At 49.3% G+C, this 14,456-nt stretch carries 12 protein-coding genes; all 12 read left to right on the top strand.

Going from position 1 to position 14,456, the window contains the following annotated elements:
• Positions 1-29: 29 nt before the first annotated feature.
• Positions 30-422 carry a biotin/lipoyl-containing protein gene (locus A6M21_RS09270; protein WP_066668081.1) on the top strand — a complete coding sequence of 131 codons (393 nt, stop codon included), beginning with the start codon at positions 30-32 and terminating at the stop codon, positions 420-422.
• 22 nt (positions 423-444) lie between these two features.
• Positions 445-597: a hypothetical protein gene (locus A6M21_RS18775; RefSeq protein ID WP_161486042.1), complete on the top strand. Its 153-nt coding sequence runs from the start codon at positions 445-447 to the stop codon at positions 595-597.
• 105 nt (positions 598-702) lie between these two features.
• Positions 703-1,659 carry a methylmalonyl Co-A mutase-associated GTPase MeaB gene (gene meaB, locus A6M21_RS09265; RefSeq protein WP_066668079.1) on the top strand — a complete coding sequence of 319 codons (957 nt, stop codon included), beginning with the start codon at positions 703-705 and terminating at the stop codon, positions 1,657-1,659.
• Between the two features lie 57 nt (positions 1,660-1,716).
• Entirely contained in the window at positions 1,717-3,285 is a 1,569-nt protein-coding gene (locus tag A6M21_RS09260; protein WP_066668078.1) for a class I adenylate-forming enzyme family protein, read from the top strand.
• 26 nt (positions 3,286-3,311) lie between these two features.
• Positions 3,312-4,853, top strand: a complete 1,542-nt coding sequence (locus tag A6M21_RS09255; protein WP_066668077.1) for an acyl-CoA carboxylase subunit beta — start codon at positions 3,312-3,314, stop codon at positions 4,851-4,853.
• A gap of 52 nt (positions 4,854-4,905) precedes the next feature.
• On the top strand, positions 4,906-8,439 hold the full coding sequence (nifJ, locus tag A6M21_RS09250; protein WP_066668076.1) for a pyruvate:ferredoxin (flavodoxin) oxidoreductase: 3,534 nt from the start codon (positions 4,906-4,908) through the stop codon (positions 8,437-8,439).
• Positions 8,440-8,577: 138 nt separating this feature from the next.
• The gene (gene accC / locus A6M21_RS09245) at positions 8,578-10,032 is read left to right on the top strand and encodes an acetyl-CoA carboxylase biotin carboxylase subunit (RefSeq protein ID WP_078060558.1); all 1,455 of its coding nucleotides are present in this window, start codon (positions 8,578-8,580) and stop codon (positions 10,030-10,032) included.
• 92 nt (positions 10,033-10,124) lie between these two features.
• Positions 10,125-10,328 (top strand): sulfur carrier protein ThiS, encoded by a 204-nt coding sequence (thiS, locus tag A6M21_RS09240; protein WP_066668074.1) that lies wholly within the window; start codon positions 10,125-10,127, stop codon positions 10,326-10,328.
• A gap of 8 nt (positions 10,329-10,336) precedes the next feature.
• The gene (locus tag A6M21_RS09235; RefSeq protein WP_486599214.1) at positions 10,337-11,107 is read left to right on the top strand and encodes a HisA/HisF-related TIM barrel protein; all 771 of its coding nucleotides are present in this window, start codon (positions 10,337-10,339) and stop codon (positions 11,105-11,107) included.
• Positions 11,108-11,121: 14 nt separating this feature from the next.
• A complete protein-coding gene (thiH, locus tag A6M21_RS09230) occupies positions 11,122-12,228 on the top strand; it encodes a 2-iminoacetate synthase ThiH (protein WP_066668072.1) in 1,107 nt (368 codons plus the stop codon).
• Positions 12,229-12,247: 19 nt separating this feature from the next.
• Positions 12,248-12,880: a sulfur carrier protein ThiS adenylyltransferase ThiF gene (thiF, locus tag A6M21_RS09225; protein WP_066668071.1), complete on the top strand. Its 633-nt coding sequence runs from the start codon at positions 12,248-12,250 to the stop codon at positions 12,878-12,880.
• Positions 12,881-12,953: 73 nt separating this feature from the next.
• On the top strand, positions 12,954-14,249 hold the full coding sequence (thiC, locus tag A6M21_RS09220) for a phosphomethylpyrimidine synthase ThiC (protein ID WP_066668069.1): 1,296 nt from the start codon (positions 12,954-12,956) through the stop codon (positions 14,247-14,249).
• Positions 14,250-14,456 lie beyond the last annotated feature (207 nt).

Raw genomic sequence — 14,456 nt, 5'->3', positions numbered from 1 at the left:
CAGGTTCTCTTTTAATGGAGGAGTCGTTGATGAGGAAATTTAAGGTAACCATTCAGGATAGCGAATATGCAGTGGCTGTGGAAGAAGTTACTGAAGGGTGCATTGGAGCAACCGGGCGCAATAACATATGCACGTCATCGTCGCCGGCGTCGGCGCCGGTTCGCACTTTGACACCCGTGAAGCCAACGCCAGTCAAAATAAATAAGAATAACGGCCTGGTAAACGTTCCCATACCTGGTATCATTATATCTATTCTAGTTCAGGTTGGGGACAACGTAAAAAAAGGTGATGTCATAATGATACTGGAAGCAATGAAATTAGAAAATGAAATCACCGCGACCAAAGATGGAAAAGTTGCTGCTATTAATGTTATTGAGGGTCAAAGTGTTAATACAGATGAGATTGTTTTGGTAATAGAATAATAATTTTATGGAGGAGTAAGTAATGGAAAGCAGGGCTATACGTGTTGATAATTTATTTTCTGATAAAGCTACAGAAATCAATTTGTTTTTGATTTGTTCTGTGGTCAGTCAGCTGTTAATGGAGGAGTATTTAAATTTCGCTGTTGAGGAAGTAAAAGTAAAAAGGCTTATTTAGGCAATACCTCTTTTGGGGGTTTTGGAAACGAAAAAGTATTTTCTGGCATGCAATAGTGTGAAGTTCTAAAAAGGTAACCTTTCTGTGGCGAGGGGGTGGTATTGCTTGAATGATTTAATAGTTAGCTTTTTGAAAGGTGACCGTCGGGCGCTGGCAAAAGCGATATCTATAGTGGAGAATGATTACCCCCAAAAACGGGAGTTGCTGCAGAGGTTACATTGCCATACTGGAGACAGTTATATAATTGGTGTGACTGGTTCTCCGGGAGCTGGTAAGAGTTCATTGATTAGATCATTAACTAAAAAACTACGGAAAATAGGTATTAATGTAGGTATACTTGCTGTCGATCCAAGCAGTCCGTTCAGTGGTGGAGCCATATTAGGTGACCGGATACGCATACAGGATAGGATAATCGACGAAGGCGTATTTATGCGCAGTTTGGCCTCCAGGGGGAGTATGGGGGGATTAACGAAAAATATAGGCGGCATACTTAATGTCATGGATGCCTTTGGTTATAAGGTTCTTTTTCTAGAGACTGTTGGAGTGGGTCAGTCAGAAATAGATATTATGAATATCGCTCATACAGTTTTGGTTGTGCTGACACCAGCTGGTGGGGATAGCATTCAGGCAATGAAAGCTGGAATTATGGAAATAGCAGATGTATTTGCAATTAACAAGGCGGATATGCCTGGAGCAGATAAGACGTTCATTGAAGTTAGTACAGTTCTTGATGCAGGCTATATCAGCAGTTCCTGGAGGCCACCTTTAGTGAAAACGATGACAGTAAATGATATGGGAGTTGATGAACTCTGGCAAGCTATTACAACGCATTATAGTTATTTGAAATCTAGCGGTAAGCTAAAGTTGATTGTTAAAGAACGGTTGAAACAAGAGGTGGTATCGTTACTTGTTGAGCGTGTGAAAAATATGGTGCTGGATGCACTGAGTGAGCGCCATGACATGGAAAAAGAAATCACTCGCGTATTGGCTAAAGAAGTGGACCCATACACCTTGGCGGAACAAATGTTTAATGATTCTTTCACTATAGTGAAGCCAGTCTGAGTTGTAGAAATATTTAGAAATCACCTGTTTTAAAATTAATTATTGGGGGTTTGGAGAATGAATCTAGCAGATGGTTTGCGCATTAATTCATGGCGTTTTCCTGATAAGGTTGCAGCAGTCTATGAAGATAATAGAGTGACTTATTCGGAACTTAACGCTCGCGCTAATAAGTTTGCTCAGGCAATGTTAGCCAAAGGTTTTCGTCGTGGTGATAAGGTTGCAATTATCTTATATAATTGTATCGAGTTTTTGGAAATATATCATGGGCTTGCAAGAATTGGTGTTATTTCTGTTCCAGTTAACTTTCGCCTTGTACCAGAAGAAAGAGAATATATTATTAATAACTCTGACGCTAAAGGTCTGATCATTGGTGAGGAATTTATTTTTGATTTGCGCCCTCAAAAATTGCCGAAAATAAAACCACATAATTGTATTGTTGTTGGATCGATTAATCAATTGCCTCGCTATATGAATGGTTATGAAAACTTATTACGTGACCAACCGCATCATGAGCCAATGGTTGATAGCAATGAAGCGGATCTATTTTATTTGGGATATACCTCCGGCACCACCGGTTTTCCTAAAGGCGCTATGATTCAGGTCAGGGGTACTTTGGAGGTGGTTAAAAACGCTCTATTGCGTAATGCCAACCGTCCTGGAGTGAATATGAGCGATCGTGTCTTGCTGGCTATTATGCCTATATGTCATTCCAATAGTATTTGGGCGACACTTATCACCTTATGGATGGGTGGTACAAATGTGATATTTCCTTCCGGCAAGTTTAATGCGGAGAAGGTCTTGGCTACCATTGAGAAGGAAAGGGTGACCACAACTTCAATGGTACCAACAATGATCATTAAAATTTTGGAGTTACCCGAAGAGATAAAATGTAAGTATGACATTAGCTCACTGACATCTTTGGGTTCTTCATCAGCTCCGCTTTTGTCCAAGACAAAAGAAGATGCCCTTAAATTCTTTAAAAATGTTAAGTTTAGCGAGGGATATGGATCTACGGAAACGGGAGCACTTACCACTTTGCGTCATAAAGATCAAATGCGCAAGGTGCGTAGTATTGGTAAGCCTAATCCAGGTATCGAAATTAAATTAGTTAATGAGAAGAATAAGATAATAAGTAATCCTGGTGAAGTAGGAGTGTTATGGGCTAAGGCGCCTTCAGCTTTTGTTGGGTATTATAAGGATCCGGTTAAAACAAAGGAGGCAATTGATGGCGAATGGGCGACGGCAGGTGATATGGCCTATTTCGATGATGAAGGTTACTATTTCCTGGTCGATCGTAAGAATGACATGATTATCAGTGGTGGCGAGAATATTTATCCGGCGGAGATTGAAGAGGTGCTGAGCAAACATCCGGCTGTTTCTGAAGTTGCCGTAATTGGCGTGCCTCATGAAAAATGGGGCGAGGAAGTCAAAGCTCTGGTTTTGCTCAAGGATGAAGCAAAGGTAAACGAAGAGGATTTGATCAACTATTGCAAAGAAAGGTTGGCAGGTTACAAGCGGCCGCGTTCTATAGAATTTGTTAAGGATTTTCCCCGTACGGCAACCGGAAAAATTCTGAAAAGAACATTGCGCCAATCTTACTGGGTTGGTCAGGAGCGGGCGATCTGAATAAGTTTACAATGGGGGCAGTTGGTATGCAGCAGGCTATGAATAATTTTATTTCTTTAAAGGAAAAGGCTCTTAATCCAACGGGTCGCGCGGTTATATCGGAACAGGGGATCGAAAGACTGGATGCCCGTACTATGATCTTGGCGTTGCTTGATGAAGGCACTTTTACTGAAGTTAATATGTTCGCCAGGCACCGATGTACAGACTTTGGCATGGAAAAAAAAGGCGTCATGGGAGACAGTGTGATCACTGGCTACGGACAAATACACAAGCGGCGGGTTTTCGTTTATGCCCAGGATTTCAGGATCCTCGGAGGATCTCTGGGAGAGGCGCACGCCCGTAAAATTACCAACATCATGGACATGGCAGCCAGGGCGGGAGCGCCTATTATCGGACTTTGCGATTCGGCGGGGGCTCGTATTCAAGAGGGGACGGATGCACTCGCAGGTTATGGGGGGATATTTTATCGCAATACCCGTTACTCGGGAGTTGTTCCGCAAATAACTGCCATTATGGGCATTTGCGCCGGCGGGGCGGTATATTCCCCGGCCATGACTGACTTTGTGTTCCAGGTCGATAAAACCGGCTACATGTTTATCACCGGACCGGCTGTAATTAAAGAAGTCATGGGGCAGGATATTTCCATGGATGATTTGGGTGGTGCCCATGTTCATGCCCAGGTAACAGGTAACGTCGACTTTTTTGCAGAAAGCCAGCGGGCCTGCCTTGATGGGATCCGTAAATTGATTACCTTTATTCCACAAAACAATAGAAGCGGTGTTCCGCGGGTTCCGGGCAGGGAAAATTTCTGCGAACGGGATGAAGAACTGATTAAGGTATTGCCTGCCAGTTCCAGGCGGGGTTTCGATATGCACAGAATCATTGAACGTATCACCGATGATGGTGAGTTTCTTGAAGTAAAGGCCGGGTTTGCCCGCAATGTCATTGTCGGCTTTGCCCGCTTTGCAGGGCTGACGGCTGGGATTGTAGCAAACCAGCCGCAAGTTTTTGCCGGTGTGCTGGATAGCGATAGTGCTGATAAGGCGGCGCGATTTGTTCGTTTTTGTGACGCTTTTAATATTCCTCTAATCACCCTGGTGGATATACCTGGTTATATGCCAGGGGTTCAAGAGGAGTACAAAGGGATCATTCGTCACGGGGCTAAGCTTCTGTATGCATATTCCGAAGCCACTGTGCCAAAAATCACTGTTATTCTCCGTAAGGCATTCGGAGGCGCCTATATTGCCATGTGCAGCAAACACCTGGGAGCGGATTTGGTTCTGGCCTGGCCGACGGCCGAAATAGCCGTGATGGGTGCGGAAGGGGCGGTCAAGGTAATTTTCAAAAAAGAAATCGCTGCTGCACAGGATATAAACGCTTTCAGGCAAGAAAAGATAAAAGAATATGAATCCAAGTTCGCCAACCCATATGAGGCAGCTTTCAAAATGCACATTGATGATGTTATTGATCCGGCGGAGACCCGGGTTCGCATAATTAATGCGTTGGATGTCTTTACTGAAAAGAAGGAACAGGCTCTTTGGAAAAAGCATGGCAATATTCCTTTATAACTGTTGAGAAAAGGCACCAGCAGTGCCAGCTTTATTTGGGAGGAGATCAATAATGCCAGGTAATTTAAAGACCATGGACGGAAACAAAGCGGCAGCCTATGTATCTTATGCGTTTACGGAATGCGCTGCCATTTTTCCGATTACACCATCTTCGCCGATGGCGGAATATGTTGATGAATGGAGCGCTCAGGGAAGGAAAAACCTTTTCGGTCAAACAGTGAAAGTCGTTGAAATGCAGTCCGAGGCCGGCGCAGCAGGAGCCTTGCACGGTGCTCTTTCGGCGGGGGCGCTTAGCACCACCTATACCGCCTCGCAAGGGTTGTTATTGATGATTCCCAATATGTACAAGATAGCCGGCGAACTGCTACCGGGAGTAATTCACGTTACTGCCAGGGCGCTCGCGTCTCATGCTCTGAGCATTTTTGGGGACCATTCCGACGTAATGGCCTGCCGTCAAACCGGTTTTGCCATGCTGGCTTCCGCCAGTGTTCAGGAAGTGATGGATCTGGCCGGCGTTGCACACCTGGCGGCTATTAAGTCAAGAGTGCCGTTCATGCATTTTTTCGACGGTTTCAGGACATCTCACGAGATGCAAAAAATTGAGGTCATCGAGCTTGAGCAACTAGCCGGTTTACTTGATTACAATGCAGTCAGGGCTTTTAGGGAGCGGGCCTTGAATCCGGAACACCCGGTGATGAAGGGAACAGCTCAAAATCCAGATATTTTCTTTCAGGCCAGGGAGGCTTGCAATTCTTACTACGATAGCGTTCCGGAAATCGTAGCAGGATATATGAAGGAAATCAGTAAAATTACCGGCAGGGAATATTTGCCTTTCAATTACTATGGCGCGCCGGATGCAGAATATGTGATCGTTGCCATGGGTTCGATTTGTGATGTAATCGAAGAGGTTATAAATTATTTGACCCGTGCCGGTGAAAAAGTAGGTTTGATCAAGGTACATCTTTACAGGCCGTTTTCAGCCAGGCATTTCTTTGATGTCCTTCCCGGAACAATCAAGAAAATTGCGGTGCTGGACCGTACCAAGGAACCTGGTGCCCTTGGGGAGCCACTTTATCAGGACGTACGGACTGTCTTTTACAACAGGGATGAAAAACCAATCATCACCGGGGGCCGTTATGGCCTTGGCTCTAAAGATGTCATTCCTGCGGACATCTTAGCCGTATACGAAAATTTAAAGAGCGTCAGTCCTAAAATGAGATTTACATTGGGTATAACAGACGATGTCACCAATCTTTCTCTTGAGCGCTCAACCAATGTTGATACCACGCCGGAAGGTACTATCCAGTGCAAGTTTTTCGGACTTGGCTCCGACGGGACGGTGGGAGCGAATAAACAAGCGGTGGAGATTATTGGCGATAACACTGATATGTATACGCAAGCATACTTTGCTTACGATTCCAAAAAATCGGGCGGGATAACCGTTTCCCACCTGCGCTTTGGAAATAAACCGATTAAGTGTCCATATTTAATTACCAACGCGGATTTCATTTCCTGCAGCAACCAATCATATGTAGATAGCTTCGATCTACTTGCAGGGCTGAAAGATGGCGGGACTTTCCTGCTTAATTGCACTTGGTCACCGGAAGCACTGGAAGAAAAGTTGCCGGCCGGGATGAAACGCTATATAGCCGGTCACCGGATAAATTTTTATACTATTAATGCGGCTCAAATAGCCAAAGATATCGGTTTGGGGAACCGGACCAATATGATTATGCAATCTGCTTTCTTTAAGCTGACCAACATCATCCCCGTGGACCAGGCTATATTTCACTTGAAAGATTCCATCGAAAAGGCATATAGCAGAAAAGGCGAAGATGTGGTCAATATGAATTGCGAATCAGTTGATAAAGGAATCACTGAACTGGTAAAAATTACCGTACCTGCCGCTTGGGAGTTTGCGGTTGACGAAAAACCTGTAGATAAAGACGTTCCCGCTTTCATCCGCAACATCCTTCAGCCCATGAACAGACTGGAAGGTGACAAGTTACCCGTCAGTGCTTTTAAGGATGTGCCGGACGGAAGATTTCCGCTTGGTACTTCAAGGTATGAAAAAAGAGGGGTCGCGGCATTTATTCCCAGGTGGATAAAAGAAAACTGCATACAATGCAACCAGTGTTCCCTGGTTTGCCCCCATGCTGCTATCAGGCCCGTTCTTTTAAGCGACCGGGAGACCGGTGATGCCCCGGCTTCTTTTGAAACCGTGCCCGCCGCCGGCAGGCGGCTTGCCGGGATGTCCTTCCGCGTTCAGATCAGCCCTCTTGATTGTATGGGGTGCGGCAGTTGCATCAATACGTGTCCGGCTAAAAAGAAGGCACTTGAGTTCGAATCGTTGGAAAGTCAGGTTGCCCGGGAGTCGGTAAACTGGGATTACGCCATGACGGTTCCTGAAAAACGTGATGCGTGGGATCTGTTTACTGTTAAGGGAAGCCAGTTTGCACAGCCTCTGCTCGAATTCTCCGGTGCATGCCAGGGTTGCGGGGAAACTCCCTACGCAAAGCTGGTTACGCAATTGTTTGGCGAAAGAATGATAATATCCAACGCCACCGGTTGTTCTTCAATTTGGGGCGGCAGCGCTCCCTCCATGCCGTATTGCACAAACAAGGAAGGTAAAGGTCCGGCCTGGGCCAATTCCCTCTTTGAGGACAACGCCGAGCACGGTTACGGTGTGGCTATTGCCATCAGGCAGATCAGGAATCATATTGCTATTTTAATGAAGGAAGCTCTTTCATTGGATATTCCGTCCGGTCTGAAAGAAGGCTTCCAGGAATGGCTGGCGGTCAGGGACGACGCGGCGGCTTCCAAAATAGCAACCGCCAGGATTCTGCCTCTTCTTGTCACCGGACAGAACCGGATTATCGATGAAATCGCTGCTAGAAAGCACTTTTTGGTAAAGCAATCCATCTGGATCTTCGGTGGGGACGGATGGGCATATGACATCGGATACGGTGGGTTGGATCATGTGCTGGCCTCCGGTGAGGACGTCAATATCTTGGTTTTCGATACTGAGGTTTACTCAAATACCGGGGGACAGTCCTCAAAGGCTACACCTGCCGCCGCCGTCGCAAAATTTGCGGCATCCGGCAAGAAGACCAAGAAAAAAGATCTTGGCATGATGGCCATGACCTATGGCTACGTTTATGTAGCGCAGGTTGCCATGGGTGCCGATAGGGGCCAGACTATCAAGGCGATCAAAGAAGCTGAGGCTTATCAAGGGCCATCTCTTATTATCGCCTACTCGCCGTGTATCAACCATGGGTTAAAAGCCGGTATGGGGCTGTCCCAGCATGAAATGGATAAAGCAGTAAAAGCGGGATACTGGCATCTTTACAGGTATAATCCTGATTTGACCAAAGAAGGAAAGAACCCGTTCATACTCGACTCCAAGGAGCCTACTGGTTCGTTCAGAGAATTCATTGAAGGCGAGGTTCGCTATGCCGCACTTAAACAAGAGTTCCCGGAAAATGCCGGGCAATTATTTGTAAACGCAGAAATAGATGCCAAAGAAAGGTATGAAAAATATTCCAGCCTGGCACGGGGATCAGACGGTGAGGGATGTTTCAAGTAAGCAGTAAATGAGTGATGCCGGGGTTTAACGGGCTGAAACAGTTGCAATTATAAATGAAGCATAACATTGCAGGTTATTTTCCATATGTGATGTTTGGATTCCGGATGGAAAGGGTCAAATATTGTGGGTGGTGGTTTTATGTTTAAAAAGATATTAATTGCCAACCGGGGTGAAATAGCATTAAGGATTATTCATGCCTGCAAGGAAATGGGCATCGATAGCGTCATGACATATACAGATGCTGATAAAGAAAGCCTACCTTGCCGCAAAGCATCAGAAACGTACAACCTTGGCGCTCCCCGGGAATACTTAAATATTGAAAAAATTGTGTTTGCCGCTAAAAAAACGGGGGCTGAGGCCATCCACCCTGGTTACGGTTTTTTGGCTGAAAACCCGGCTTTTGCCCGTGCCTGTCTAGATGCCGGTCTGGTTTTCATCGGGCCGTCTCCTGAAGTAATGAAACTTATGGGTGATAAAGTACAGGCCAAGGAAACGGCTCAGAAGGCCGGTGTTCCCGTAGTGCCTGGTTCCAGTGGCGCTGTGGCGACCATTGCGGAAGCCGAGGCAATTGCAGCTCAAATGGGGTACCCTTTACTGATTAAAGCCTCGGCTGGTGGGGGTGGACGAGGTATGCGCCTGGCACAAAATGTGACAGATTTGTCCCGGGCCTTTATGTCCGCCTGTACAGAAGCGCAATCTTGTTTTGGCGATTCGAGCGTTTACCTGGAAAAATATATTACAGAGCCACGTCATGTCGAAATTCAATTACTGGCTGACAACTTCGGTAACGTTGTTTTTTTAGGGGAAAGAGATTGTTCATTGCAAAGGCGGCATCAAAAAATTCTGGAAGAAGCACCCTGCCCGGTTTTAAGTGTTACCACAGCGCAGAAAATGGGTGATGTAGCTGTCCGCCTGGCAAAGCAAGTTGGCTACCGCGGGGTTGGTACTGTGGAGTTTCTCCTGGATGCTGATGAAAAATTTTATTTCATGGAGATGAATACCCGTATCCAGGTTGAACACCCGGTAACAGAAATGGTTACAGGAGTCGATATAGTTAAAGAGCAAATTCGGATTGCCGCCGGTTTACCGTTAAGTTTTCAACAGCATGATATAAAGATCCGTGGTGCAGCCATAGAATGCCGCATTAACGCAGAAGATCCGGCGCAAAACTTTTTGCCCAACCCGGGGACCATCAGGCAATATGTGCCACCTGCCGGTTTCGGAGTACGTGTTGAGAGTGCGGTTTTCCCCGGGTATACCATCCCAAACCTGTATGATTCCATGATTGCCAAGCTCATCTCATGGGGCCGGGACCGGCAGGAAGCCGTTGCACGCATGCAAAGGGCATTAAATGATTTTGTTATAGAAGGAGTTAAGACAACTATACCTTTTCATCAAATGATTTTACAACACCAAGACTTTCAATCTGGCCGGGTTACTACTAATTTTCTTGCTAAGAATCAAACAGATTTGAGTAAGGGATTTTCTGTTTCCACCAACTTGCCACATCAAAAGATAGTTAGAAAATATCATTTAACAGTTAATGATGTAGTTTATGAGCTTACAATCGCCGGAAGAATAGCGGGGGAGTAAGAAGGAAATATATTTACCTATAATATTATTGACTTTAAATAATTCTGACAATTCAAAACATAATGCAATATCCAAAATGGAGGTGGGTATATTTGTTCATTATTTTAAATGGAAAAATAACAAAACTTCCAAACGGTTGCATTACTATCAATGATCTAGTCAAAAGGAAAAAGTGGAATCAAGGTTCTCTTATTGTCGAATACAATAATCAATTAGCTAAAAAAGATGCGTGGCCAAGTATTATTTTAAAGGAAAATGACAGGTTGGAAATTTTGAAGTTTGTCGGAGGGGGGTAGGTCCGGTGATTGATTCCTTGGTGATCGGGGGCAGGGAAATATCCAGCCGCCTGTTTTTAGGCACCGGGAAATTTCCTTCCAACCGGTTGATCCCGGAGGTGGTGGCGGCTTCCGGAGTGCAGGTGGTGACGGTAGCCCTTCGGAGGGTAGATCTTGATTTTGAAGAAGAGAACATTGCCGCTTATGTACCCGGGGATTGCATTCTGATGCCCAACACCTCCGGCGCCCGCAACGCCGAAGAGGCCGTGCGCATCGCCAGGCTGGCCAAAGCGGCCGGTTGCGGCAACTGGGTGAAGATTGAGGTGATCACGGACAACAGATACCTCCTGCCGGACAACTATGAGACCATCAAGGCCACTGAAATACTGGCCGCCGAAGGTTTTACGGTCCTGCCCTACATGAGCCCCGATTTGATGGCGGCCAAGAGGCTGGCGGAGGCGGGAGCGGCGGCCGTGATGCCGCTGGGCGCACCGATCGGCAGCAACCGCGGGCTGCGGACAAAAGAAATGATCCGCATTTTGATCGAAGAAATTTCCCTGCCCGTGATTGTGGACGCCGGTATCGGCCGTCCTTCCGAAGCAGCTGCGGCGATGGAGATGGGCGCCGCGGCGGTGCTGGTGAATACGGCCATCGCCACGGCATCCGACCCGGTGGCCATGGCCCGCGCCTTCGGCCGGGCAGTGGAGGCCGGCCGGACGGCTTACCTGGCCGGTCCGGGGGAAACCCGGCAATATGCCAGCGCATCTTCACCGCTGACCGGATTCTTAAGGGATGAATGAAAAGGGTGGCGCAAATGAGTTTTTACGAAGAAGTATACAGCTCCTACAAGCAATTTGATTGCCAGCGTTTTTTTGACCGCCTCACTGATCCGGAGATCAGGCGGATTATCGCCAAGGACCGCTTGACCGGACTGGATTACCTGGCGCTGCTTTCACCGCGGGCGGAAAATTTTCTCGAGGAAATGGCTTTGAAAGCACACCGCCTCACTGTGCAGCAATTCGGCCGCGTGATCTTTTTGTTTACCCCCCTGTACGTGGCCAACTATTGCGTAAACCATTGCCTGTACTGCGGGTTTCAAGCGCACAACCGGCTGGAGCGGAAAAAACTATCCCCGGCCGAAGTGGAAGCCGAAGCCGGGGTCATTGCCGCGTCCGGATTGAAGCACATCCTGATCCTGACCGGCGAATCCAGGCGGGAGTCGCCGGTTTCCTACATGCAGGAGTGCGTTGAAGTATTAAAAAAATACTTCACCTCCATCAGCATCGAGGTCTATCCCCTGGAAGAGGAAGAATACGCTGCGCTGATCGCCGCCGGCGTGGACGGGCTGACCATCTACCAGGAAACCTACAACGAAGAAGCCTATGCCGAACTGCACCCGGCCGGGCCGAAGCGTAACTACCGTTTCCGTCTGGATGCGCCCGAACGGGGCTGCCGGGCCGGCATGCGGGCGGTAAACCTGGGCGCGCTCCTCGGCCTGCACGAGTGGCGCAGTGAAGCCTTCTTCACCGGCCTGCACGCCGACTATCTGCAAAACAAATACCCGGCTGTGGAAGTGAGCATATCGCCGCCCCGCATGCGCCCGCAACTGGGCGGCTTCCAGCCCCGAGTCGACGTATCCGATAAAAATCTGGTCCAGTACATCCTTGCCTTCCGCCTGTTCATGCCCCGGGGCGGGATTACCGTCTCCACCCGCGAGCGGGCGGAACTGCGTGACCGCCTGGTCAAACTGGGGGTGACCAAAATGTCGGCCGGGTCGTGCACGGCGGTGGGCGGCCGCACCGCTGCGGACGGCGCCACCGGCCAGTTCGACATCTCGGACGAACGGGGCGTGACCGAAATGACCGGCATGATTTACAGTCAGGGATACCAGCCGGTTTTCAAGGACTGGCAGATGCTCTGACGGACGGAGGCCAAAAGGCATGGGCAAGGAAACGACTTCCCCGGACGGTTTTAAAAGGGCGCTGGCCTCCCTGCTCGGGGCGGAGAACCTGGCAAAAATCAGCCGGGTCAGGATCGGCCTGGCCGGCGCCGGGGGGCTGGGGTCGAATTGCGCGCAGTTTTTGGTGCGCAGCGGATTTAAAAGGTTTAAAATTGTGGACTTCGACCGGGTGGAGCAAAGCAACCTGAACCGGCAGTTCTTTTTCGCCAAGCAGGTGGGCCGGCTGAAGGTGCTGGCGTTGCAGGAAAACCTGCTGCAGATCAATCCGGAGCTGGAAATAGAAGTTTTGACCGAAAAGATTGCTGAAAACAATGTATCAACATTGTTTGATCATTGCGATGCGGTTGTGGAGGCGCTGGACCGGCCGGATGATAAAAAAATGGTGGTGGGAGCCTATCTGTATTCCGGCAAGCTTCTGGTCGCCGCTTCCGGTTTGGCCGGATGGGGCGGCAGCGACGGGATTGTCACCCGCCGGATCAGAGATAATTTTTATCTGGTCGGGGATATGGAATCGGAAGTTTCCCCCCTGTGTCCGCCGATGGCCCCGCGGGTGGTTATAGCCGCCGCCAAGCAAGCGGATATTGTGTTGAGTTATTTTTTGCAGCGGCAGTAGTGACGCCACAGAATATATCACCGCCGCCGGCGCCCGGCGCCTTACGGGCAGTCCGGCCATGAGGAGGGAAATTATGAATTACACCACACAGATGGACGCCGCCCGCCGGGGCGTGATCACAAAAGAAATGGAGGCCGTGGCGCGCAAGGAGTACATGCCCCCCGAAGCGCTGCGAGAGCTGGTTGCGGCCGGCCAGGTGGTCATCCCGGCCAACCGGAATCACTCCTCCCTGGATCCCTGCGGCATCGGCCGGGGCCAGAGCACAAAAATCAATGTCAACCTCGGCGTTTCCCAGGACTGCTGCAGCATGGAAACAGAGCTGGAAAAAGTGCGCCGGGCTATTGAGTTGAAAACAGACGCGATCATGGATCTCAGTTGCTATGGCAAGACCGAGTCATTCCGGCGGAAACTGATTGACATTTCCCCGGCGGCGGTGGGGACCGTGCCGGTGTATGACGCCGTGGGCTTTTATGATAAGGATTTGCAGGACATTTCGGCCGCCGAATTCCTCGCGGTGGTGGAAAAACACGCCGAAGACGGCGTGGACTTTATGACCATCCATGCCGGGATCAACCGGGAGACCGCGGCCCGGTTCAAGAAAAATCCCCGCTTGACCAATATTGTCTCCCGCGGGGGTTCCCTGTTGTTTGCCTGGATGGAACTGAATGACCGGGAAAACCCGTTTTTTGAATATTTCGATCAACTACTGGAGATCTGCCGGCGTTATGACGTAACGATCAGCCTGGGTGACGCCTGCCGGCCGGGCAGTATCAAGGACGCCACCGACGCGGCGCAGATCCAGGAACTGATCGTGCTGGGCGAACTGACCCAAAGAGCCTGGGAGAAAGATGTGCAGGTAATCATCGAAGGTCCCGGCCACATGTCGCTCAACGAAATCATCCCGAACATGCTGCTGGAAAAGAAACTCTGCCACGGCGCGCCTTTTTATGTCCTCGGCCCGCTGGTGACCGATGTGGCGCCGGGCTACGACCACATCACCAGCGCCATCGGCGGCGCCATTGCGGCCGCTCACGGCGCCGACTTCCTGTGCTACGTCACGCCGGCCGAGCATCTGCGCCTGCCCACCCTGGAGGATATGAAGGAGGGCATCATCGCCTCACGCATCGCGGCACATGCGGCCGACCTGGCCAAAGGCATAGCAGGGGCGCGGCAGTGGGATGATCAGATGAGCGAGGCCAGGCGCAACCTGGACTGGGAGAAAATGTTTGCGCTGGCCGTTGATCCGGAAAAGGCACGGCGTTACCGCGCCGAGTCCCGGCCGGAGAACGAGGATTCCTGCACCATGTGCGGCAAAATGTGCGCCGTGCGGAATATGAACCGGGTGCTGGGCGAAGCCGGCCCTGTTTGATGAATACGGGAAAACGGAAAAATCAAGGTTGACGGCCGGCAATTGATGATGCAGTGCAGCTGATACCGGCCGGCGACTGGAAGCGCGGTTGAAAACCGCGCTTTTCTTTTGGGGAAAGGGAAACCGGCGGGCGGGGGAATCGCTATTTGAACGAATTTTGAACGCCCGGGAAATCAACTATTGCCCGTTTTTCTCCGTTAATTCCGG

The sequence above is a fragment of the Desulfotomaculum copahuensis genome, from assembly GCF_001655685.1.
In the GTDB taxonomy this organism is placed as follows: Bacteria; Bacillota; Desulfotomaculia; order Desulfotomaculales; family Desulfovirgulaceae; genus Desulfotomaculum_G; species Desulfotomaculum_G copahuensis.
Note: the sequence above shows the minus strand (reverse complement) of the source record. Positions and strands in the feature narration are given on the sequence as shown.

What these genes read in the sequence shown, in the direction of transcription:
- A6M21_RS09270 (WP_066668081.1), top strand. Translation starts at nt 30, where the DNA reads ATGAGGAAATTTAAGGTAACCATTCAGGATAGCGAATATGCAGTGGCT.
- A6M21_RS09255 (WP_066668077.1), top strand. Translation starts at nt 3,312, where the DNA reads ATGCAGCAGGCTATGAATAATTTTATTTCTTTAAAGGAAAAGGCTCTT.
- accC (WP_078060558.1), top strand. Translation starts at nt 8,578, where the DNA reads ATGTTTAAAAAGATATTAATTGCCAACCGGGGTGAAATAGCATTAAGG.
- thiH (WP_066668072.1), top strand. Translation starts at nt 11,122, where the DNA reads ATGAGTTTTTACGAAGAAGTATACAGCTCCTACAAGCAATTTGATTGC.
- A6M21_RS18775 (WP_161486042.1), top strand. Translation starts at nt 445, where the DNA reads ATGGAAAGCAGGGCTATACGTGTTGATAATTTATTTTCTGATAAAGCT.
- thiF (WP_066668071.1), top strand. Translation starts at nt 12,248, where the DNA reads ATGGGCAAGGAAACGACTTCCCCGGACGGTTTTAAAAGGGCGCTGGCC.
- A6M21_RS09260 (WP_066668078.1), top strand. Translation starts at nt 1,717, where the DNA reads ATGAATCTAGCAGATGGTTTGCGCATTAATTCATGGCGTTTTCCTGAT.
- nifJ (WP_066668076.1), top strand. Translation starts at nt 4,906, where the DNA reads ATGCCAGGTAATTTAAAGACCATGGACGGAAACAAAGCGGCAGCCTAT.
- thiC (WP_066668069.1), top strand. Translation starts at nt 12,954, where the DNA reads ATGAATTACACCACACAGATGGACGCCGCCCGCCGGGGCGTGATCACA.